The sequence below is a fragment of the Rhodovulum sp. P5 genome (assembly GCF_002079305.1).
Classification (GTDB): Bacteria; Pseudomonadota; Alphaproteobacteria; order Rhodobacterales; family Rhodobacteraceae; genus Rhodovulum.
The window spans coordinates 2,171,481-2,191,190 of the sequence record NZ_CP015039.1 but is presented as its reverse complement, the minus strand read 5'-3'; the positions used below and the strand labels follow the sequence as shown (position 1 = coordinate 2,191,190).

The following is a 19,710-nucleotide window of genomic DNA, read 5'->3' as shown; positions in this document are numbered from 1 at the left end:
GGAAGGCTGCCCATGTTCGACGCCGCGAAAACCGAAGACGCCCTGCTGGAAGTCAACAATATCGAGGTGATCTACAACCACGTGATCCTCGTGCTGAAAGGCGTGTCGCTTAACGTGCCCAAGGGCGGCATCACGGCCCTTCTGGGGGGCAACGGGGCGGGCAAGACGACCACGCTGAAGGCGATTTCCAACCTGCTGCGGTCAGAACGCGGGGAGGTGACCAAGGGGTCCATCCTTTACCGTGGCGAGCGGGTGCAGGATCTGAACCCCGCCGATCTGGTCAAGCTGGGCGTGATCCAGGTGATGGAGGGGCGGCACTGCTTTGAGCATCTGACGGTGGAGGAGAACCTTCTGACCGGCGCCTATACCCGCACCGATGGCGCCGCCGCGGTGCAGGCCGATCTTGAGATGGTCTATTCCTATTTCCCCCGCCTCAAAGAGCGCCGGAAAAGCCAGGCGGGCTATACCTCGGGCGGGGAACAGCAGATGACGGCCATCGGCCGCGCCCTGATGTCCCGGCCAGAGACGATCCTGCTGGACGAACCGTCCATGGGTCTGGCCCCGCAACTGGTGGAACAGATCTTCGAGATCGTGAAGTCGGTGAACGAGAACGAGGGCGTGACATTCCTGCTGGCCGAGCAGAACACCAATGTCGCCCTGCGCTATGCCCATTACGGCTATATCCTTGAATCGGGGCGTATCGTGATGGACGGACCGGCGGCCGAACTGCGCGAAAACCCCGACGTCAAGGAATTCTACCTCGGCATGGCCGACGAGGGCCGCAAGAGCTTCCGCGATGTGCGGTCCTATCGGCGCCGCAAGCGTTGGTTGAGTTGACGGACCCCGTTGCAGCGCGGCACTGTGCTGTAAAACACCCCGTCAACCGGAGGCCTCGGGCATGAGCGACTATTTCGACGATCTGGAAACCCGTTCAGAGGACGAGCGGATTTCCTCTCTGGCAGAATGCCTGCCCGCGCAGATCGCGGCGGCCAAGGCGCTGCCGGGTTACGCGAAGACATTGGGCGGGGTGGACCCCGATGCCTTTGCGTGGCGGGAGGCGTTGGTCGACCTGCCGGTTCTGCGCAAAGCGGACCTGACCTCGGCGCAGGCGGCGCATCCGCCCTTCGGCGGGTATACGGCGTGGCAAGGCGCCCAGTTCGACCAGATATTCCAGTCGCCGGGGCCGATCTATGAACCCGCCAGCGTGTCGACCAACTGGTGGCGCATGGGCCGGTTCCTTTATGCCTGCGGGATTGGCGAAGGCGATATCGTCCAGAACTGTTTCGGCTATCACCTGACGCCGGCGGGCATGATTTTTGAGAACGGCGCCCGCGCCGTCGGTGCAACGGTGCTGCCCGCGGGTACCGGGCAGACGGAATTGCAGGCGCGCGCCGCCCATGACATCGGGGTCACGGCCTATGCGGGCACGCCGGACTATCTGAAGGTCATCCTGGACAAGGCCGAGGAGATGGGGCTGGATCTGTCGCGCATCACCCGCGCGGCGGTGTCGGGGGGGGCGCTCTTCCCCTCGTTGCGTCAGGAATACGCGGACCGGGGCATTTCCTGCCTGCAATGCTATGCCACCGCCGATCTGGGCAACATCGCCTACGAGTCCCCCGCGATGGAGGGGATGATCGTCGATGAGGGCGTGGTCGTGGAAATCGTACGCCCCGGCACGGGCGATCCGGTGCCCGATGGCGAGGTGGGCGAGGTCGTCGTGACGACGCTGAACAAGGATTACCCGCTGATCCGGTTTGCCACCGGCGACCTGTCGGCGGTGCTGCCCGGTATCTCTCCCTGCGGGCGCACCAATATGCGGATCAAGGGCTGGATGGGCCGCGCGGACCAGACGACCAAGATCAAGGGCATGTTCGTCCGTCCCGAACAGGTGGCCGATCTGGTCGCCCGCCACCCCGAGGTTCTGAAGGCCCGCGTCATCGCCGGGCGCGAGGGCGAGATGGACACCATGACCGTGCAGCTTGAGACCGAGGCCACGGATCCCGGGGCCTATGCCGACAGCATCGCAGCCGTGCTGAAGCTGAAGGGCAAGGTGGACCTTGTCGCGCCGGGCAGCCTGCCAAATGACGGCAAGGTCATCGACGATCAGCGCAGCTACGACTGAGGTCGGGGGCGCGGCTTGTTGGTTCGGACATGCGCAATGGGATAGAGTGATCTCGCGGTCCGTCATCTTCCGGACCGCGCCAAGCACGTAATTCCATGCACCGAAAGGTTCTGAAATGCTTCGCCTGAAATCCCTTGGTATCGTTTCCCTGATTTGCCTTGTCGCCGCCTGTGAAAATTCGGGGGCGAATTACCAGCCCGTGATCGACGGCCCCGTTGGGCCGAACTACGATATCGATCTGGCCCAGTGCCAGTCGCTGGCCGCGCGGCAAGGGGCGTTCGACAGCACCACCGGTGCAAGTGCTGGAACCGGCGCCCTGGCCGCGGGCGGTACCACGGCCGTTCTGAACAACAAGGGCACGAATGTGCGCGACGCGGCCATCGTCGGGGCCGTTGCGGGCATCGCCGCGGGCGCGGTGCAGCAGCAACAGAACAAGGCCGCCATCGTGCGCAATTGCATGCGTTCGCGCGGCTACAACGTCGTGGGGTGATACCCGGCGGGCGGGGCGAGGTGCAAAGGCACTGCCCGCGCCCCCAGACCGGCGCCTGATGGATGGCCGGTCAGCACCCACCGGAATTGACCGGTTGATTTTTCGTGCCCAAAGGCGCACTCGTCACTGCCAAGACGTGCAAGCCCGGAAAGAGACGACATGCCAGCCTACCGTTCCCGTACCTCGACCCATGGCCGCAACATGGCCGGTGCCCGCGGCCTGTGGCGCGCCACCGGTGTGAAGGACAGCGATTTCGGAAAGCCGATCATCGCCATCGTCAACTCCTTCACCCAGTTCGTTCCGGGCCATGTGCATCTGAAGGATCTCGGCCAGATGGTGGCGCGCGAGGTCGAGGCGGCGGGAGGGCTGGCCAAGGAGTTCGACACCATCGCCGTCGATGACGGCATCGCGATGGGCCATGACGGGATGCTGTATTCGCTGCCGTCGCGGGAGCTGATCGCGGACTCCGTCGAATACATGGTCAACGCCCATTGTGCCGATGCGATGATCTGCATCTCCAATTGCGACAAGATCACGCCGGGCATGCTGATGGCGGCGCTGCGGCTGAACATCCCGGCGATCTTCGTCTCTGGCGGGCCGATGGAGGCAGGCAAGGTCACGCTGCATGACGGGCGCGAGGTGGTGCTGGACCTTGTGGACGCGATGGTTGCTGCCGCAGATGACAAGGTCAGCGACGGCGATCTTCTGGCCATCGAACAGGGCGCCTGCCCGACCTGCGGGTCCTGTTCGGGCATGTTCACCGCGAACTCCATGAACTGCCTGACCGAGGCGCTGGGCCTGTCGCTGCCGGGCAACGGCACCACGCTGGCCACCCATACCTTCCGCAAGGACCTGTTTCTTGAGGCCGGGCGGCAGGCGGTGGAAATGTGCCGCCGGTATTATGAAGAGGACGACGAAAGTGTCCTGCCGCGGTCCATCGCGACCAAGGCCGCATTCGAAAACGCCATGGCGCTGGACATCGCGATGGGCGGGTCGACCAACACGGTGCTGCACATCCTTGCCGCCGCGCAGGAGGCCGAGGTCGATTTCACCATGGACGACATCGACGCGCTGTCGCGCCGGGTGCCCTGCCTTTGCAAGGTGGCGCCCAACACCGCCAATGTGCATATCGAGGACGTGCACCGCGCCGGCGGCATCATGGCAATCCTGGGCGAGCTTGACCGGGCGGGGTTGATCCACCGCGATTGCGGCACGGTGCATACATCGACGCTTGGCGCGGCCATCGACCAGTGGGATATCGTGAAATCCAACGCCGCGGCGGCGCAGGACCTGTTTCTTGCCGCCCCCGGCGGTGTGCCGAGTATCGAGGCGTTCAGCCAGTCCTCCACATGGCCGTCGCTGGACACCGACCGCGCGGGCGGCGTGATCCGATCGGCGGAGACGCCGTTTTCCAAGGATGGCGGTCTGGCAGTGCTGAAGGGCAACCTCGCCCCGGACGGCTGCATCGTGAAAACCGCGGGTGTGGACGAGTCGATCCTTGTCTTCTCCGGCCCCGCGCGGGTCTTTGAAAGCCAGGACGCGGCGGTCAGTGGCATCCTGACGGGCAAGGTGCAAGCCGGGGAGGTCGTGGTGATCCGCTACGAAGGCCCCAAAGGTGGACCGGGCATGCAGGAAATGCTGTACCCGACCTCCTATCTCAAATCCAAGGGGCTGGGCAAAGCCTGCGCGCTGATCACCGACGGGCGGTTCTCTGGCGGCACGTCGGGGCTGTCCATCGGCCATGTCTCGCCCGAGGCGGCGTCGGGCGGGACCATCGGGTTGGTGCAGGATGGCGACCTGATCGAGATCGACATTCCGAACCGCATGATCACGCTGGTCGTGCCGGAGTGTGTGTTGAGCGAGCGCCGCGCCGCGCAGGACGCGAAGGGATGGACCCCGGCCGCCCCGCGTCAGCGCCATGTCTCTCAGGCACTCAAGGCCTATGCCCATTTCGCCGCATCGGCGGACAAGGGGGCAGTGCGCATCCTGCCGGACTGATCGGGACGCGGCCGAGATCCGGATTCGGGGAGCTTGCGTATGCGGGCGCCCGAATGCTGCTGTTTTGCGGGCATAGTGGCGCAGGATGCAGGCAATGTTGCCCCGTTCAGGGCAATATATTGTATGGCTTTACAAAATCGCCCCGATTGCAAGGTTCGACTCCCTGAATCGGAGCGGGCATGTTAACGTTATTATAGTGTTAAGATTAGCTGGTTCCTGGGTCCTTCCGTATTTCATCTGGGAAAAAGCGCCATGCGCCAAATCATGTTGACCCTTACCCTTCTTGCCGCGGTCGCGGCTGCCGGGCTTTGGCCCGATGCGACCGTCGCCCAACAGGTGGCGTGCAATCCGGCCGTTCAGGACTGTACCTGAGCAGACGGCGGCCTAGCGCCGCGATACGAGAGGCAAGATGAGTGAATATCAGGCGGCGCTTTTTTTCGGCGCCGCGATTATCGTCGTGTTCGCGTGGGAACAGTTCAATCGGCCTTCTTACGAGAAGTCGCGCGAACTGACACGCCTGATCGAGCTTCTGACCCCGTCCGACATGCGCCGCAAGACGGTCTATTGGCGGGCCTACACGTTTTACACGGTGATCCTGCTTCTGGTGTACTGGATCCTGTGTATCTATGGCGCGCTGCTGTTCCCGGTATTGGGTCTTGAAATCCCGGGGATCGACATGGCCGGCGGGGGAGAGGTCGGCGCAAGTGCCGTGCCGACCGACGATGCGGGCACAAAGACGGAGCTGGTCACAGGTTTTACCCCGGACTTGCAGCAATTGTCGCCCGATGTAGGACCGGCGGAGGAGGCAGACGACCCCGGCAAGGATCCGATCGTGCCATTGACGGTCAGCCTGACGATGGTGGGGCTTGCGCCCAGCGTTCCGGTTCTGCAGCGCATGGAAGAAAAGGTCCGCTTTGCGGCGCATCGGCTGTCGGGCATTCCCACACGACTGGTCGCCGGAAGCCGCCACTTGCGGCAGCAATCGCTCGGCCTCGTCCGCGAGAAGGACGAAACCTTCCTGATCCCACAGCAGGAATGGGAGCGGCTGGAGCGGTACGAAGACAACGCGGTGCGCATGCTCGACGATCCGCTGGCCTTTCGCGAGGATATCGCGAAGATCATCGCCTTCCGGTCGTGGATCCTGCAGGAAAAGCTGCAACTGGCAAACTTCGCCAAGCGCGATGAGGTGGCCGCGGTGGAAACCGGCGTTGCCCGTCGGATCGAACGGTTGTTGCTTGATCTCGACACCCTGTCGGATTTCGAAAGCCTACCGGACGGATCGAACGGCCGCACGCCGGAACAAAAGCGCGCGGCGTGGGAAAAGGCCGCGAAAGAGGCGGACCTGATCTGCGCCGATGTCTGCGTGTTGCTGATGCTCTATGTCGAGCACGGCATTCTGTCGATCGAAGATGGCGACGCGTTGGGCTGGGAAGTCCCGCCTGACGCCAGTGGGCCGGATTCTGCGCAGCAGCGGTATCTCGCGCAGGTCAAACTGGTGAATTACGTCCGCTATGCCGTCTTCTGGGCCGATCGGGAAAGCATCAGCCTTTTGATCTGGGTCCGGGCGATGGCGGCGGTCTTGCTGGCGGCGTTCCTGTTCGGGATGTTCTTCGGGCGCGACACGGTCACCAGCGACGATTCCCTTGTGGGGGACAGCCGTATCCTGATCGGGATGAACTATCTTTTCAGCGCGGCGCTGACCTATGTGCTCGCCCTGTTGATGGCGGTCAGCTATCACCAGTCGGCCTATCAGAACAACGCGTGGCGCAACGTCTTTCGCGACCACTGGTCAAGATGGCTGTCCCAGTTCATGGCCGTGTTCGCGCTGTCGGGCTTTGCCGCGGTGGTCTGCGTCGTGGGCTACAACATCTACGCCACCATCGCCTCGGTCGGTCTGGAGCGCGTGGTCGAGCGTTGGCAGGCGGTACTGCGCTTTGCCATCGAATACCAGGGCCCGGCGGCGATGCGGGGGCCTGTGCTGGCCATGCTGGTCTTGTTGACCATCGACGCATGGCGCGATGGAGCGCGGTCGGAAAAGGTGCTGGGCTGGCTGCCCTTCATCACCGGTGGGGTGATGTTCGTCACCGGTTTCGTGACCCGCACCCTGTCGTCCCAGGTCGCGCTGAGGGACAGGTTCAGCTATGCCGACTCCTGGCCCGTTCTGCTGGAAGCTGCCTGTATTACCGGGCTGATCGGCCTGGCGGTGGGGCTTCTGGTTCGGGCGACGCTTGTCCATGAATTCGCCGCCTCGGCGAACGTCCTGCCCGCGGGCCGTGCGCTTGCCCCGCCCGCTGCGGAGGAGGCATAGGCCCATGCCGGTACGTGCATTTCTTGCGCTTCTGCTATCGGTGGTCATCGCACAGGCGGCTGGCGCGACCGAGACCCCGCAAAAGCCCTTCGTCACCATCGGTGTGCGGGTGGATGCCGGGCCGTTCGCCGCGCAGGATGCGTCAACCGGCAGCTTCGTGGGCTTTCTGGTCGATCTGTGCACCGACGCGGTGACGCGCGCGGGCTATCCCTTCCGGCAAGTGCCGGTGACCGCTGACGAGCGCATCGGTGTCTTGCGCGGCACGCGTGACGATATCGACCTTCTGTGCGATCCCACGACGATCACACTGGGGCGGTTGCGTGATTTCGCAGGTCTGGAACCGGCGGGCCGGCTGTCCTTTTCGCCCATCGTTTTCGTGGCCAACGGTTCCTACCTCAAGGCAGATGGGAAGAAGGCGGCAGAGGCCCCCCCGGCGGCGGAAACCGCGGCCTCGCCACGGCCGGCGTGCATCTTCGCGGAACCGGCCCCGGACGGCGCGAAACCCCGCCATGTCGATGCAGGATACGTGGTCGGCACCACGATTGGGCCCGTGTTGCGGGATGCGATCCGGCGCGGGCTGCTTGATCTGCAACCGGGAGAGGGGATTTGCCCGCGGGAATTCCCACGACACGGGGATGCGGCGGCCGCGTTCTGCCGGGGTGATCTGGGCTACTACTTCGGGGATGCGGACATCATCGCCAACAGCGTGCAGAAGACGGGCCGGGCCGAGGGATGCGTCAAGGCCGCCCTCGCGCGGCCGATCAGCTATGAACCCTACGCGCTGGTGATCTCCGGTCAGGTGCCCGGGTTCCGGGAGGATGTCATCCGCGCGCTATATGAGATCTTCAGCGACGGCACGGCGTTCGACCGGTTCAACGGCCATTTCGAAGGCCGCAAGATGTCGCCCTTCCTGAACACCCTGTTCCGCATCAACCAGATCCCGGCCGGCGGCCGGGCGGAGGCTGAGGCCGTGCCGGCGGCCGGTGCGGCCACGGACTGACGCGCGACTCGTGCAGGGCCGGTTGTGGGTGGGTGACGCCGCCCAGCCCCTGCGGCGGGCAATCTGGGCGTGGTCGCCGAAGAGGCCCTTACGTTCCGTCGAAATAGGCGGGCGTGCCACGGGCCTCCACCGATTCGGCGATCCGGCGTAGGCCGTGGATATAGGCGGCCTCGCGCATCGAAACGCTCATCTCGTTATGCAGGGTCCAGATGGCCCGGGTCTCCGTCTCCATCGTCGTCTTGAGATGGTCGCGCACCCGCGATTCGTCCCAGTAAAACCCGGAACGGTTCTGCACCCATTCCAGATGCGAAACGGTGACGCCGCCGGAATTGGCCAGAATGTCGGGCACGATGACATGGCCGGCCTCGGTCAAACGCTTGTCGGCCTCGGGTGACACCGGACCGTTGGCAAGCTCCAGGATCACGCGGGCCTTGATGCGGTCGCAATTGTCCAGCGTGATCTGCCGCTCCAGCGCGGCGGGCACCAGAACATCGCAATCCAGTTCCAGAAGCACGGTGTTGGAAATCTGCTTGGTCTTGCCATGCCCCTTGGCGCCCTTGACGCTGCCGGTTTCGTGCTTGTGCTGCATGACGGCCAGCGGGTCGAAACCGGCTGGGTCGTAGATCCCACCGCTGGAATCGGTGATGGCGACAATGGTGTAGCCATCCGCATGCAGGAGCTTGGCACAATGATAGCCCACATTGCCGAAACCCTGGATCGCGACGGTGGACTTGTCGGGGTTGACGTCAAGCGATGTCTCAAGATGGCGCAAGGCATAGTACCCTCCGCGCGCCGTGGCATCGATGCGGCCCACGGTGCCGCCAAAGGCCAGCGGCTTGCCGGTTAGCGCGCTGGGCGAGGCTTGTCCGGAGATCGAACTGTATTCGTCCGACATCCACGCAATGACGATGCCGTTGGTATACATGTCGGGCGCCAGAATGTCGTGATCGGGGCCGATGAACGGGGCGAAGGCTTCGATATAGGCGCGACTCAGGCGTTCCAGTTCCACGGGCGACAACTGCTTGGTATCGACACAGACGCCCCCCTTGCCGCCGCCGAAGGGCAGGTTGGCCACGGCGCATTTGAACGTCATCCAGAAGGCCAGCGTCTCGATTTCATCCAGCGAGACATTGGGATGAAAGCGCACACCGCCCTTGGTCGGCCCGCGCCGGTCGTTATAGCGGCAGCGCCACGCCTTGAAGGCCCGCCGGCTGCCGTCGTCCATCCGGATCAGGAGCGTCGCGGCCAGCGTCTCTCGCGGCCATTTCAGTTCCTCGAACACGTCGGGATGAATGTTGAGCTGGTCGCAGGCCATGCGCAGATTCTCGCGCGCCTTCGCCAACATCCCCTCTGGCTTTGAATCCGCGCTGAGGGGCGCCTTGGTTTGGGACTGCATTGCTTCGTCTCCGAACATGGACCGACGCAAAGAGGTGCGTCGGACAGAGACTAAGTCAGGCGGGGGGCAATGGTCCAACGTCTCCTGCATGCGCAAGATGACAAGGGCCTCTTCTGCGCGGGGAGTGCCGGGAAATGCGGTCTTGAATATGGTGCCCAGGAGAGGACTCGAACCTCCACGTCCGTACGGACACTAGCACCTGAAGCTAGCGCGTCTACCAATTCCGCCACCTGGGCAGGTGTCGTGAGGCGGTGACTTAAAGGCGCCCGCCGGCAGTGTCAACGGCCATTTTGCACGCGGCACTCAGTTCTCTTGCACAGGCGCATGGCGGTCTATATCCCGTTGCATACCATCATATGCAGGGGGCTCTTTCATGTCCAAGCTGGTTACAATCTTCGGCGGGTCCGGGTTCGTCGGCCGCTATATCGCCCGGCGCATGGCGCAGCGGGGGTGGCGGGTGCGCGTTGCCGTCCGCCGCCCGAACGAGGCGATCTTCGTGCGCACCTACGGGGCCGTCGGGCAGGTGGAGCCGGTCTTGTGCAATGTCCGCGATCGCGACTCGGTTCGCGCGGCGCTGCAGGGGGCAGAGGTTGCGGTGAACTGCGTGGGCATCCTGAGCGAGGTCGGCAAGAATACCTTCGGGCTGGTCCAGCACTATGGCGCGCGCCACATCGCCGAGGAAGCGGCGGCGATGGGAATCGGGCGGGTGGTGCAGATTTCGGCCATCGGCGCCGACGCCCAGGCCAAGAGCGAATACGCCAAGACCAAGGGGCTGGGCGAGGCGGCGGTACGGGACCATTGCCCCGACGCGGTGATTCTGCGCCCGTCGGTGATTTTCGGGCCCGAGGACCAGTTCTTCAACCGCTTCGCCTCGATGTCGCGATTCACGCCGATCCTGCCGGTGACCGGCGGCATGACGAAGTTTCAGCCGGTCTATGTCGACGATGTGGCCGAGGCCGCGGCGATGGCGGCGGCGGGCGAGGTTCCGGCCGGGACCTATGAGCTTGGCGGGCCCGAGGTGCGGCGTTTCGGTGACCTGATGGAAGACATGCTGGAGTTGGTCGGCCGCCCGAACCGGATCGTGCTGAACCTGCCGTTCTTCCTGTCCGCGGCGATGGCGACGGTCTTCGATCTGCTTCAGTCGCTGTCGCTGGGGCTCTTCAGCAATTCCGTCCTGACCCGCGATCAGGTGACCAACCTTGCGGTCGACAACGTGGTCAGCCCCGGTATGCCCGGCTTTGCCGAGCTTGGGATTGCGCCCACCGCGATGGATGCCGTTCTGCCGGAATACCTGTGGCGGTATCGCCCGGCGGGTCAGTTCTATGAGATCCGAGAGGCTGCAAAGCGGCTGGGATCGTAACGACTCTCATTCGGCAGCGGGGGGCCGAGGTTGGACGCCCCCGCTGTCTCGCTTCAGGTATAGGCGATCCACAGCAGGATCACGCCAAGGACCACGCGGTAGATCACGTAAGGCGTAAAGCTGATCGACCGGGCAAGGCGCATCATCACCGCCAGCGCCAGAAGGGCGGAGAGGAAGGCAAGGGCCGCTGCGATTGCGCCGTCGCGGGCCATGGCCATGTCGGCGTCCAGCGCGACCTCGCTTCCAACGACCAGACCGGCGACAAGGATGGTCGGGATCGACATCAGCATCGACAGCCGCGCCGCGCCCACCCGATCATAACCCAGGGCCCTTGCCCCGGTGATGGTAATGCCGGAACGCGAGGTGCCCGGGATCAGCGCAATGGCCTGCCAAAGCCCCATGGTCACCGCATGTTTCAGCGTCCATTCCGGGGCTTTCCGGGTCTGGGGGGCCTTGATGTCGATGACCCATAGCAGAATCCCGAACAGCAGCATGGTCCAGCCGATCACCGCGATGCTGCGCAGGGCTTCGTCAAGGCCGGTCAGCTTGATGACCAAGCCCAGAACCATCACCGGGATGGTGGCGATGATCAGGCACAGGGCAAGGAAAGCGCCGGGCGTGTCGATCTGCCCGCGCACGACGCGGGCCAGACCTTTCAGGGCAATCAGTGCGTCCTTGTGGAAATACAGCACCACGGCGGCCAGCGTACCGACATGGACGGCAACGTCGATGATAAGGCCCTGGTCGTCCAGCCCGGTCAGCCTGGGCAAAAGGATCAGGTGCCCGGATGAGGAAATCGGAAGAAACTCCGTGATCCCCTGGATCACGGCGAGGATGAACAAATGATAGAGTGCCACGAATATCCGCTCCGAATGCGATTCGGCGGACAGGATAGGCGTGCGTACTGGAATGGGAAGTCTTCGATAACGTCACATGTGCTGACCTGAATTTGGCGGCTTTCGTGCCTCGTGCGACACCGGGGCCCGGATTTTCCGCTTTTACGTCAGTTATTGTGACTTTTATTTGAATCCGAACGCTCTTATACAGATCGCTCGAAGTACGGGACCTATATGGAAGGAGTGCGCGATGTCGAAGCGCAAGATGCTTCAGTTCGTCAACGTGGCACAACAGACGCCGGACAAGCGCGAGGCCGAGGCCCGCACCCATGACTTCAACGAGATCTATGCCGAGTTTTCCGATGACCGTGCGGGCGATCAGGCCGCGCGCTGCAGCCAGTGCGGCGTGCCCTATTGCCAGTCGCATTGTCCGCTGCACAACAACATCCCCGACTGGTTGCGGCTGACCGCCGAAGGCCGGCTGGAAGAAGCCTACGCGATGAGCCAGGCGACCAATACCTTCCCCGAGATCTGTGGCCGCATCTGCCCGCAGGACCGGCTGTGCGAAGGCAATTGCGTGATCGAACAGTCGGGCCATGGCACCGTCACCATCGGCGCGGTCGAGAAATACATCACCGACACCGCGTGGGAACAAGGCTGGGTGAAACCCGTCACGCCCGAGGAAACCCGTGCCGAAAGCATCGGGATTATCGGCTCTGGCCCCGGCGGTCTGGCGGCGGCCGACCGGCTGCGCCGCGCCGGTGTGCAGGTGACGGTGTATGAACGCCATGATCGGGCGGGGGGTCTGCTGACCTATGGCATCCCCGGCTTCAAGCTGGAGAAGGACGTGGTCATGCGCCGCGTCAAGCAGCTTGAGGACAGCGGGGTGGAGTTCGTTCTGAACTGCAATGTGGGCGAGGATATCAGCTTTGACGCGATCCGCGGCAAGCATGACGCGGTGCTGATCGCGACCGGCGTCTACAAATCGCGCGACCTGAAGGGCCCGGGTGCCGGGGCCAAGGGGATCGTGCGGGCGCTGGACTATCTGACCGCATCGAACCGGGTCGGTTTCGGCGACGATGTGCCGGAATATGAATCCGGCACCCTGAATGCCGCGGGCAAGCGCGTGATCGTCATCGGCGGCGGCGACACCGCGATGGACTGCGTGCGCACCGCGATCCGTCAGGGCGCGGAATCGGTCAAATGCCTCTACCGCCGCGACCGGGCGAACATGCCGGGCAGCCAGCGCGAGGTTCAGAACGCCGAGGAAGAGGGCGTCGAATTCGTCTGGCTCTCGGCGCCCAAGGGGTTTGCCGGCGATCCGGTGGAATCGGTCATGGTGCAGAAGATGCGCCTTGGACCGCCGGATGCCACCGGCCGTCAAAGCCCCGAGGTGATCGAGGGGGCGGATTATGTCGAACCCGCCGATCTGGTGATCAAGGCACTTGGGTTCGAGCCTGAGGACCTGCCGACGCTTTGGGGGGAAACCGCGCTGGAAGTGACCCGCTGGGGTACCATCAAGGCAGAGTTCGGCAGCCATGAGACCAGCCTGCCGGGCGTTTTCGCCGTGGGCGATGTCGTGCGTGGGGCAAGCCTTGTGGTCTGGGCCATCCGCGACGGGCGCGAGGCCGCCGACAGCATCCTCAAATATCTCGATCAGCCTGCACAGGTCGCGGCCGAATAGGCGGCGACCAGGGCCCGGGGCGGCAGACCGCCCCTTTCACCGAACATGATCCGGGGCGCGCACATGACAGTCGCGGCCCCGACCCGCAACAGAAGGGGTCTGACCATGACGAAATACGATGCCGACTGGGTGGCGCGCGAGGAAGCCAAGCGTGCCTTCGTGGCCGAGCAGGGACTGTACCGCACCGACGATGAGCATGCCTCCTGCGGGGTGGGCCTTGTGGTCGCGATCGATGGCCAGCCCTCGCGCAAGGTGGTCGAGAACGGGATCGATGCGCTCAAGGCCGTCTGGCACCGTGGGGCCGTCGATGCCGATGGCAAGACCGGCGACGGCGCGGGTATCCACGTGCAGATCCCGGTGCCGTTCTTCTATGACCAGATCCGCCGCACCGGGCATGAGCCCGACCCCGACCGCCTGATCGCGGTGGGGCAGGTCTTCCTTCCGCGGACCGATTTCGGCGCGCAGGAGGTCTGCCGGACCATCGTGGAATCCGAGGTTCTGCGGATGGGCTATTACATCTATGGCTGGCGGCACGTTCCGGTGAATACCGACGTGCTGGGCGAAAAGGCCAATGCCACGCGGCCGGAGATCGAGCAAATCCTGATTTCCAACTCCAAGGGCGTGGATGAAGAGACGTTCGAGCGCGAACTTTACGTCATCCGCCGCCGGATCGAAAAGGCTGCCGCAGCTGCGCAGGTGCCGACGCTCTACCTGTGTTCGCTGTCCTGCCGCAGCGTGATCTACAAGGGCATGATGCTGGCCGAGCAGGTGGCCGAATTCTATCCCGACCTCAAGGACGAGCGGTTCGAGTCGTCCTTTGCGATCTACCACCAGCGCTATTCCACCAACACCTTCCCGCAATGGTGGCTGGCCCAGCCGTTCCGCATGCTGGCCCATAACGGCGAGATCAACACGCTGAAGGGCAACCTGAACTGGCTGAAAAGCCACGAGATCCGCATGGCGTCCTCTGCCTTTGGCGAACTGGCCGACGACATCAAGCCGATCGTGGCGCAGGGTTCGTCCGACTCTGCAGCGCTGGATTCGGTGTTCGAGGTTCTGGTGCGTGCCGGTCGCAACGCGCCGATGGCCAAGACGATGCTGGTGCCCGAGGCCTGGTCGAACCAGGCGGTGGAGCTGAAAGACTCCTGGCGCAACATGTATGCCTATGTGAACTCGGTGATGGAGCCGTGGGACGGCCCCGCGGCGCTGGCCATGACCGACGGGCGTTGGGTTTGCGGCGGGCTTGACCGGAACGGCCTGCGGCCGATGCGCTATGTGGTCACCGGCGACGGGTTGCTGGTCGCTGGATCCGAAATCGGCATGGTCCCGACCGACGAATCCACCGCCCGCGAAAAGGGCGCGCTTGGCCCGGGGCAGATGATTGCCGTCGACATGAAAGAGGGCAAGCTCTACCACGACTCCGATCTCAAGGACATGCTGGCCGACAGCCAGCCCTTCGGCGACTGGCTGGAAAAGGTGCACGACTTCGACGAGCGTTTGGCGGGCGTCGAGGAAAAGCCGATGTTCGAAGGTGCGGACCTGCGCAAGCGTCAGATCGCGGCGGGTTTCTCGGTCGAAGAGATCGAGACGATCCTGATGCCGATGGCCGAAGACGGGAAAGAGGCCATCGCGTCCATGGGCGACGACACGCCCAGCGCCGTGCTGTCGGAAAAATACCGCCCGCTCAGCCACTTCTTCCGGCAGAATTTCAGCCAGGTCACCAACCCGCCGATCGACTCCCTTCGCGAATACCGGGTGATGAGCCTGAAGACGCGCTTCGGCAACCTGCGCAACGTGCTGGACGAAGATGGCAGCCAGACCCGGATCATCATCCTTGAAAGCCCGTTCCTGGCCAATGCCCAGTTCGACGAGCTGGTCAGCCAGTTCGTCGTGCCGATGACCGAGATCGACTGCACCTTCCCCGCCAATGCAGGCCCCGACGCGCTGCGCGATGCGCTGCAGCGGATCCGGTCCGAGGCGGAGGATGCCGTGCGCTCCGGCGCCGGTCACCTGGTGCTGACGGACCAGTACCAGAGCGAGGACAAGGTCCCGATGCCGATGATCCTTGCCACCAGCGCGGTGCATAGCTGGCTGACGCGCAAGGGGCTCCGGACCTTCACGTCGCTGAACGTGCGTGCTGCCGAATGCGTGGACCCGCACTATTTCGCGGTTCTGGTGGGCTGCGGTGCGACCACCGTCAACGCCTACCTGGCCGAGGACACGCTGGCCGACCGCATCCGCCGCGGCCTGCTGGACTGCTCGCTGAACGAGGCTGTGGCGCGGTTCCGCAAGGCCATCGACCTGGGTCTTCTCAAGATCATGTCCAAGATGGGGATCTCGGTCATCTCGTCCTATCGCGGCGGGTTGAACTTCGAGGCCGTCGGCCTGTCCCGTGCCATGTGTGCCGAATACTTCCCCGGCATGCATTCGCGGATCTCCGGCATCGGTGTTTCGGGCATCCAGCGCAAGCTGGAAGAGGTGCACAAACAGGGCTGGCGCGGCGCGCGCGACGTCCTTCCCATCGGCGGCTTCTACAAGGCGCGTCGCACAGGCGAGACGCATGCCTGGGAAGCCAAGACCATGCACATGATGCAGAAGGCCTGCGACACCGCGTCGTTCGAGATCTGGAAGCAGTTCTCGGCCGCGATGCGGTCGAATCCGCCGATCCATCTGCGTGACCTGCTGGACATCAAGTCGGTGGGCAAGCCCGTGCCGATCGAGGAGGTCGAGAGCATCACCTCGATCCGCAAGCGGTTCGTGACGCCGGGGATGTCGCTGGGCGCATTGTCGCCCGAGGCGCACAAGACGCTGAACGTCGCGATGAACCGGATCGGGGCCAAGTCGGACTCCGGCGAAGGTGGCGAGGATCCGGCGCATTTCCACCCCGAACCCAATGGCGACAACCCGTCTGCGAAGATCAAGCAGGTGGCGTCGGGCCGGTTCGGCGTGACTGCCGAATACCTCAACCACTGCGAGGAACTGGAGATCAAGGTCGCCCAGGGCGCCAAGCCGGGTGAGGGCGGCCAGCTTCCGGGGATGAAGGTCACCGACCTGATCGCGCGGCTGCGGCATTCGACCAAGGGCGTGACGCTGATCTCACCCCCGCCGCACCACGACATCTATTCGATCGAGGATCTTGCGCAGCTGATCTATGACCTGAAACAGATCAACCCGCGCTGCAAGGTGACGGTGAAACTGGTGGCGTCTTCCGGCGTGGGCACCATTGCCGCGGGCGTCGCCAAGGCCAAGGCCGACGTGATCCTGATCTCGGGCCACAATGGCGGGACCGGGGCCAGCCCGGCAACCAGCATCAAGTATTGCGGTCTGCCTTGGGAAATGGGCCTGACCGAGGCGCATCAGGTGCTGTCGATGAACAACCTGCGCGACCGGGTGACGCTGCGTACCGATGGCGGTCTGCGCACCGGCCGCGACATCGTCATGGCGGCGATGATGGGGGCCGAGGAATACGGCATCGGCACCGCCGCGCTGATCGCGATGGGCTGTATCATGGTGCGCCAGTGCCAGTCGAACACCTGCCCGGTGGGCGTATGTACGCAGGATGAAAAGCTGCGCGGCAAGTTCACCGGCAATGCCGACAAGGTGGTGAACCTGATCACCTTCTACGCCCAGGAGGTGCGGGAAATCCTGGCCTCCATCGGCGCGCGCTCGCTGTCTGACGTGATCGGGCGGACCGACCTGCTGACGCAGATCAGCCGCGGCTCGGCCACGCTGGACGATCTGGACCTGAACCCGCTTCTGATCCAGGTCGATGCCAGCGACCGCCCGGTTCTGGACCGCTATCGCCCGCGGAACGCGGTGCCCGATACGCTGGATGCCGAGATCCTGCGCGATGCGCACCGGTTCTTCGAGGATGGCGAAAAGATGCAGGTCTCCTACGCGGTGCGGAACACCGACCGCACCATCGGCACCCGCGTGTCCAGCCATATCGTTCAGCGCTTCGGCATGCGTAACAAGCTGCAGCGTGACCACCTGACGGTGAAGCTTGCGGGCAGCGCCGGCCAGTCGCTCGGGGCCTTCGGTGCGCCGGGGCTGAAGATCGTGGTTGCGGGCGATGCCAACGACTATGTCGGCAAGGGCCTGTCGGGGGCGACCATCGTCGTACGCCCGCCATTCTCTTCGCCGCTGAAGGCATCGGACAACACGATCATCGGCAACACGGTGCTCTATGGTGCGACCGACGGATGTCTGTTCGCGCTGGGCCGGGCCGGTGAGCGCTTCGCGGTGCGTAACTCCGGCGCCAAGGTGGTGGTTGAGGGCTGCGGTTCCAACGGGTGCGAATACATGACCGGCGGTGTTGCGGTGATCCTGGGCGAGATCGGGGCGAACTTCGGGGCCGGCATGACCGGCGGGATGGCCTATATCTATGACCCCGAGGGGACGGCCGAGAGCCATATGAACATGGAAACGATCGTCACCTGCAAGCTGTCCGTCCAGCACTGGGAAGCCGAGGTGAAAACCCTTCTGGCCGCCCATGTCGAGGAAACCGGCAGCCGCCGGGCACGCGACATCCTCGATCACTGGGAGCTTGAGAAAGGCAACTTCCTGCAGGTTTGCCCGCGCGAGATGCTGGACAAGCTGAGCCATCCGCTGGGCATCGAGGAACGCGCCGTTCCGGCCGAGTAATCGGCGCCACGCCTTAGAGACTAAAACCCCCGCGGCCTGTTGGACGCGGGGGTTTTTCGTTGCGTCAAGCAGATGGCCCGGGCGCACGGAATCGAAAGGGCGGCCCGTGGGCCGCCCTGCGTCGGTGTTCGGGGGGCGATGTCAGCGGCGGCGCAGAACTGCCAGACCACCAAGACCCGCCAGCAGCAGCGGCAGCGACATCGGAAGCGGCACGGCCGGTGCGTTGGCGTCAAAGTTGGCCACGCTGGCGATCTGCTGTGCGCTTAGCCCCGTGCCGGTGAACGGGTCGGCCGCGAATGCGTCTGCGATGGCCTGCGCCGCGGCGACATCACCCGACCGGTCGGTCGCGTCCTTGTAGAGCGTCGCGAAGTAGAGGATGCCGATGGACTCGCCCGGATCCAGCGTCAGGACGATATCCATGTCGAAGCGGTTGCTGCTGACGTCGCCGGAGATGTTCGCCGCGGAAAAGGCGTTGTTGCCATAAAGGAAGGTCAGCACCGGGTCGTATTCGTCAACCGGAGAACCGTATGCGGTGCGGCGGTCCTCAAAGGTGGTTGCGCGGTCCACGCCTTCCTCGACGATGTATTCGCGCCCGTCAGAGCCCAGATTGGTGTAGTTGGTGACGGTGGTCGTGATCGTCGTCGCCGTGTTGTTGGTGAAGGTGTCGAGCACCCGGTAGGTCACGTCGCCTTCCAGCGTGGCAATGTCGCGCGACAGGCTCAACGACCCGTAGTTGAAGATGGTGAAGGCACCGTCGAAAGCGTCGTACAGACCGTCAGAGACGAGGCTTCCGGCAGACGTGGTGGTGCGGTTGACAACCTCGTTCAGCGAAATCGGTGCGGCCTGCGCGGCCACGGGCAGCATCAGCGCCAAGGAAAGAAACAGCTTATTCATTACTACGCTCCGTTAGCGAGCGCCCCCGGCGACGGGATAGCAGAACGCGGAATTTCGGTGCAAGAATAAGGGCGGAAACATGGCGTTGCGTTCTGGGCAACAGAGCGCGGCGCTGCCGGGGCAAGGCGGGGAATGGTCAAGGCGCGCGCCCCGCGTTATCACCCCGACCATGGCAAGGCGCAGCACGACAAAGACAACGGCATCACGGGCCAAACCGGCCCGCAAGGCAAAGCCGCGCAAGACCGCGGGCCGGAAGGCGTCGTCGTCCGTGCCCTTGCGCCAGCGGTTGCGGCGTGCGTGGAAATGGACCCTGATCGGACTGCCCGTGACCCTGTTTGTCGGGATCGCGGCCCCGTCCGTCCTCAACCCGCCGACGACCTTCACGATGTGGTCGGAGGGACGGCGTCTGGGCATGGTCGAACATGTCTGGGTGCCGATGGAGGCGATCGCGCCGGTGATGCAGCGGTCGGCCGTCGCGGCGGAGGATGCCAATTTCTGCCTGCACTGGGGGTTCGACATGCGGGCGATCCGCGGGGCGCTGGCGGCGAACGGGCGCTATGGTGCCTCGACCATCACCCAGCAGACGGTCAAGAACGTCTTTCTCTGGCAGGGGCGAAGCTGGCCCCGCAAGGCGCTGGAGGCGGTGATTACCCCCGTGGTCGAACTGACATGGTCGAAACGGCGTATCCTTGAGGTCTATCTGAACGTGGCCGAGTTCGGAGAGGGTATCTTCGGCATCGATGCGGCCGCGCGCGAACATTTCGGGGTGCCGCCCGCACGGCTCAGCCCCTCGCAGGCCGCGGCGCTGGCGGTGATCCTGCCCAATCCCAAGGAGCGTAACCCGGCGAACCTGTCGCCCACCCTGCGGCGGCGGGCCAATCAGGTGCGGGACGGGGCGGCCACGATCCGCCTCGACAACCGCGACGACTGCTTCGAAGGTTGAAAATCGCCCCGCGCCACGGCATCACGAAGCACACA

The 19,710-nt window shown here is 64.3% G+C and carries 13 protein-coding genes and 1 tRNA gene; 10 read left to right on the top strand and 4 right to left on the bottom strand.

Annotated features, from left to right (window positions below; all coding sequences use genetic code 11):
* Nucleotides 1–12 precede the first annotated feature (12 nt).
* The 6 genes from RGUI_RS10680 (at nt 13) to RGUI_RS10655 (ending at nt 7,918) form a co-directional block, all read left to right on the top strand.
* The gene (locus RGUI_RS10680; RefSeq protein ID WP_081533048.1) at nt 13–837 is read left to right on the top strand and encodes an ABC transporter ATP-binding protein; all 825 of its coding nucleotides are present in this window, start codon (nt 13–15) and stop codon (nt 835–837) included.
* Between the two features lie 61 nt (nt 838–898).
* Entirely contained in the window at nt 899–2,122 is a 1,224-nt protein-coding gene (locus RGUI_RS10675) for a phenylacetate--CoA ligase family protein (RefSeq protein WP_081533047.1), read from the top strand.
* Between the two features lie 115 nt (nt 2,123–2,237).
* Entirely contained in the window at nt 2,238–2,612 is a 375-nt protein-coding gene (locus RGUI_RS10670; protein WP_081533046.1) for a glycine zipper family protein, read from the top strand.
* Between the two features lie 159 nt (nt 2,613–2,771).
* Complete coding sequence (ilvD, locus tag RGUI_RS10665; protein WP_081533045.1) at nt 2,772–4,610, top strand: dihydroxy-acid dehydratase; 1,839 nt, start codon at nt 2,772–2,774, stop codon at nt 4,608–4,610.
* Nucleotides 4,611–5,019: 409 nt separating this feature from the next.
* Nucleotides 5,020–6,918, top strand: coding sequence for a hypothetical protein (locus RGUI_RS10660; RefSeq protein WP_081533044.1), 1,899 nt, complete (start codon nt 5,020–5,022; stop codon nt 6,916–6,918).
* 4 nt (nt 6,919–6,922) lie between these two features.
* Nucleotides 6,923–7,918, top strand: coding sequence for a transporter substrate-binding domain-containing protein (locus RGUI_RS10655; RefSeq protein WP_172841126.1), 996 nt, complete (start codon nt 6,923–6,925; stop codon nt 7,916–7,918).
* An 88-nt stretch (nt 7,919–8,006) separates the two neighbouring features.
* Here RGUI_RS10655 and RGUI_RS10650 read toward each other — a convergent pair whose 3' ends face one another.
* Together RGUI_RS10650 and RGUI_RS10645 are read right to left on the bottom strand one after the other, a co-directional pair.
* Nucleotides 8,007–9,314 carry a Glu/Leu/Phe/Val dehydrogenase gene (locus RGUI_RS10650; RefSeq protein ID WP_216640066.1) on the bottom strand — a complete coding sequence of 436 codons (1,308 nt, stop codon included), beginning with the start codon at nt 9,312–9,314 and terminating at the stop codon, nt 8,007–8,009.
* 149 nt (nt 9,315–9,463) lie between these two features.
* Nucleotides 9,464–9,550: transfer RNA gene (locus RGUI_RS10645), tRNA-Leu, on the bottom strand.
* 137 nt (nt 9,551–9,687) lie between these two features.
* Here RGUI_RS10645 and RGUI_RS10640 point away from each other — a divergent pair.
* Entirely contained in the window at nt 9,688–10,674 is a 987-nt protein-coding gene (locus RGUI_RS10640; RefSeq protein ID WP_081533041.1) for a complex I NDUFA9 subunit family protein, read from the top strand.
* Nucleotides 10,675–10,727: 53 nt separating this feature from the next.
* Here the strand turns inward: RGUI_RS10640 and RGUI_RS10635 are convergent, their stop codons facing one another.
* A complete protein-coding gene (locus tag RGUI_RS10635) occupies nt 10,728–11,531 on the bottom strand; it encodes an undecaprenyl-diphosphate phosphatase (protein ID WP_081533040.1) in 804 nt (267 codons plus the stop codon).
* A gap of 229 nt (nt 11,532–11,760) precedes the next feature.
* Between RGUI_RS10635 and RGUI_RS10630 the strand changes: the two genes are divergently transcribed.
* Both RGUI_RS10630 and gltB read left to right on the top strand, forming a co-directional pair.
* Nucleotides 11,761–13,194 (top strand): NAD(P)-dependent oxidoreductase, encoded by a 1,434-nt coding sequence (locus tag RGUI_RS10630; RefSeq protein ID WP_081533039.1) that lies wholly within the window; start codon nt 11,761–11,763, stop codon nt 13,192–13,194.
* Nucleotides 13,195–13,299: 105 nt separating this feature from the next.
* Nucleotides 13,300–17,838, top strand: coding sequence for a glutamate synthase large subunit (gene gltB, locus RGUI_RS10625; RefSeq protein WP_081533038.1), 4,539 nt, complete (start codon nt 13,300–13,302; stop codon nt 17,836–17,838).
* A gap of 141 nt (nt 17,839–17,979) precedes the next feature.
* Here gltB and RGUI_RS10620 read toward each other — a convergent pair whose 3' ends face one another.
* Complete coding sequence (locus RGUI_RS10620; RefSeq protein ID WP_081533037.1) at nt 17,980–18,732, bottom strand: hypothetical protein; 753 nt, start codon at nt 18,730–18,732, stop codon at nt 17,980–17,982.
* 169 nt (nt 18,733–18,901) lie between these two features.
* On the opposite strand from RGUI_RS10620, the gene mtgA reads away from it, so the two are divergent.
* Nucleotides 18,902–19,675, top strand: a complete 774-nt coding sequence (gene mtgA / locus RGUI_RS10615) for a monofunctional biosynthetic peptidoglycan transglycosylase (protein ID WP_081533036.1) — start codon at nt 18,902–18,904, stop codon at nt 19,673–19,675.
* The last annotated feature ends 35 nt before the right edge of the window (nt 19,676–19,710 follow it).

What these genes read in the sequence shown, in the direction of transcription:
- RGUI_RS10660 (WP_081533044.1), top strand. Translation starts at nt 5,020, where the DNA reads ATGAGTGAATATCAGGCGGCGCTTTTTTTCGGCGCCGCGATTATCGTC.
- RGUI_RS10675 (WP_081533047.1), top strand. Translation starts at nt 899, where the DNA reads ATGAGCGACTATTTCGACGATCTGGAAACCCGTTCAGAGGACGAGCGG.
- RGUI_RS10670 (WP_081533046.1), top strand. Translation starts at nt 2,238, where the DNA reads ATGCTTCGCCTGAAATCCCTTGGTATCGTTTCCCTGATTTGCCTTGTC.
- mtgA (WP_081533036.1), top strand. Translation starts at nt 18,902, where the DNA reads ATGGCAAGGCGCAGCACGACAAAGACAACGGCATCACGGGCCAAACCG.
- ilvD (WP_081533045.1), top strand. Translation starts at nt 2,772, where the DNA reads ATGCCAGCCTACCGTTCCCGTACCTCGACCCATGGCCGCAACATGGCC.
- gltB (WP_081533038.1), top strand. Translation starts at nt 13,300, where the DNA reads ATGACGAAATACGATGCCGACTGGGTGGCGCGCGAGGAAGCCAAGCGT.
- RGUI_RS10630 (WP_081533039.1), top strand. Translation starts at nt 11,761, where the DNA reads ATGTCGAAGCGCAAGATGCTTCAGTTCGTCAACGTGGCACAACAGACG.
- RGUI_RS10650 (WP_216640066.1), bottom strand. Translation starts at nt 9,314, where the DNA reads ATGCAGTCCCAAACCAAGGCGCCCCTCAGCGCGGATTCAAAGCCAGAG.
- RGUI_RS10680 (WP_081533048.1), top strand. Translation starts at nt 13, where the DNA reads ATGTTCGACGCCGCGAAAACCGAAGACGCCCTGCTGGAAGTCAACAAT.
- RGUI_RS10620 (WP_081533037.1), bottom strand. Translation starts at nt 18,732, where the DNA reads ATGAATAAGCTGTTTCTTTCCTTGGCGCTGATGCTGCCCGTGGCCGCG.
- RGUI_RS10655 (WP_172841126.1), top strand. Translation starts at nt 6,923, where the DNA reads ATGCCGGTACGTGCATTTCTTGCGCTTCTGCTATCGGTGGTCATCGCA.
- RGUI_RS10640 (WP_081533041.1), top strand. Translation starts at nt 9,688, where the DNA reads ATGTCCAAGCTGGTTACAATCTTCGGCGGGTCCGGGTTCGTCGGCCGC.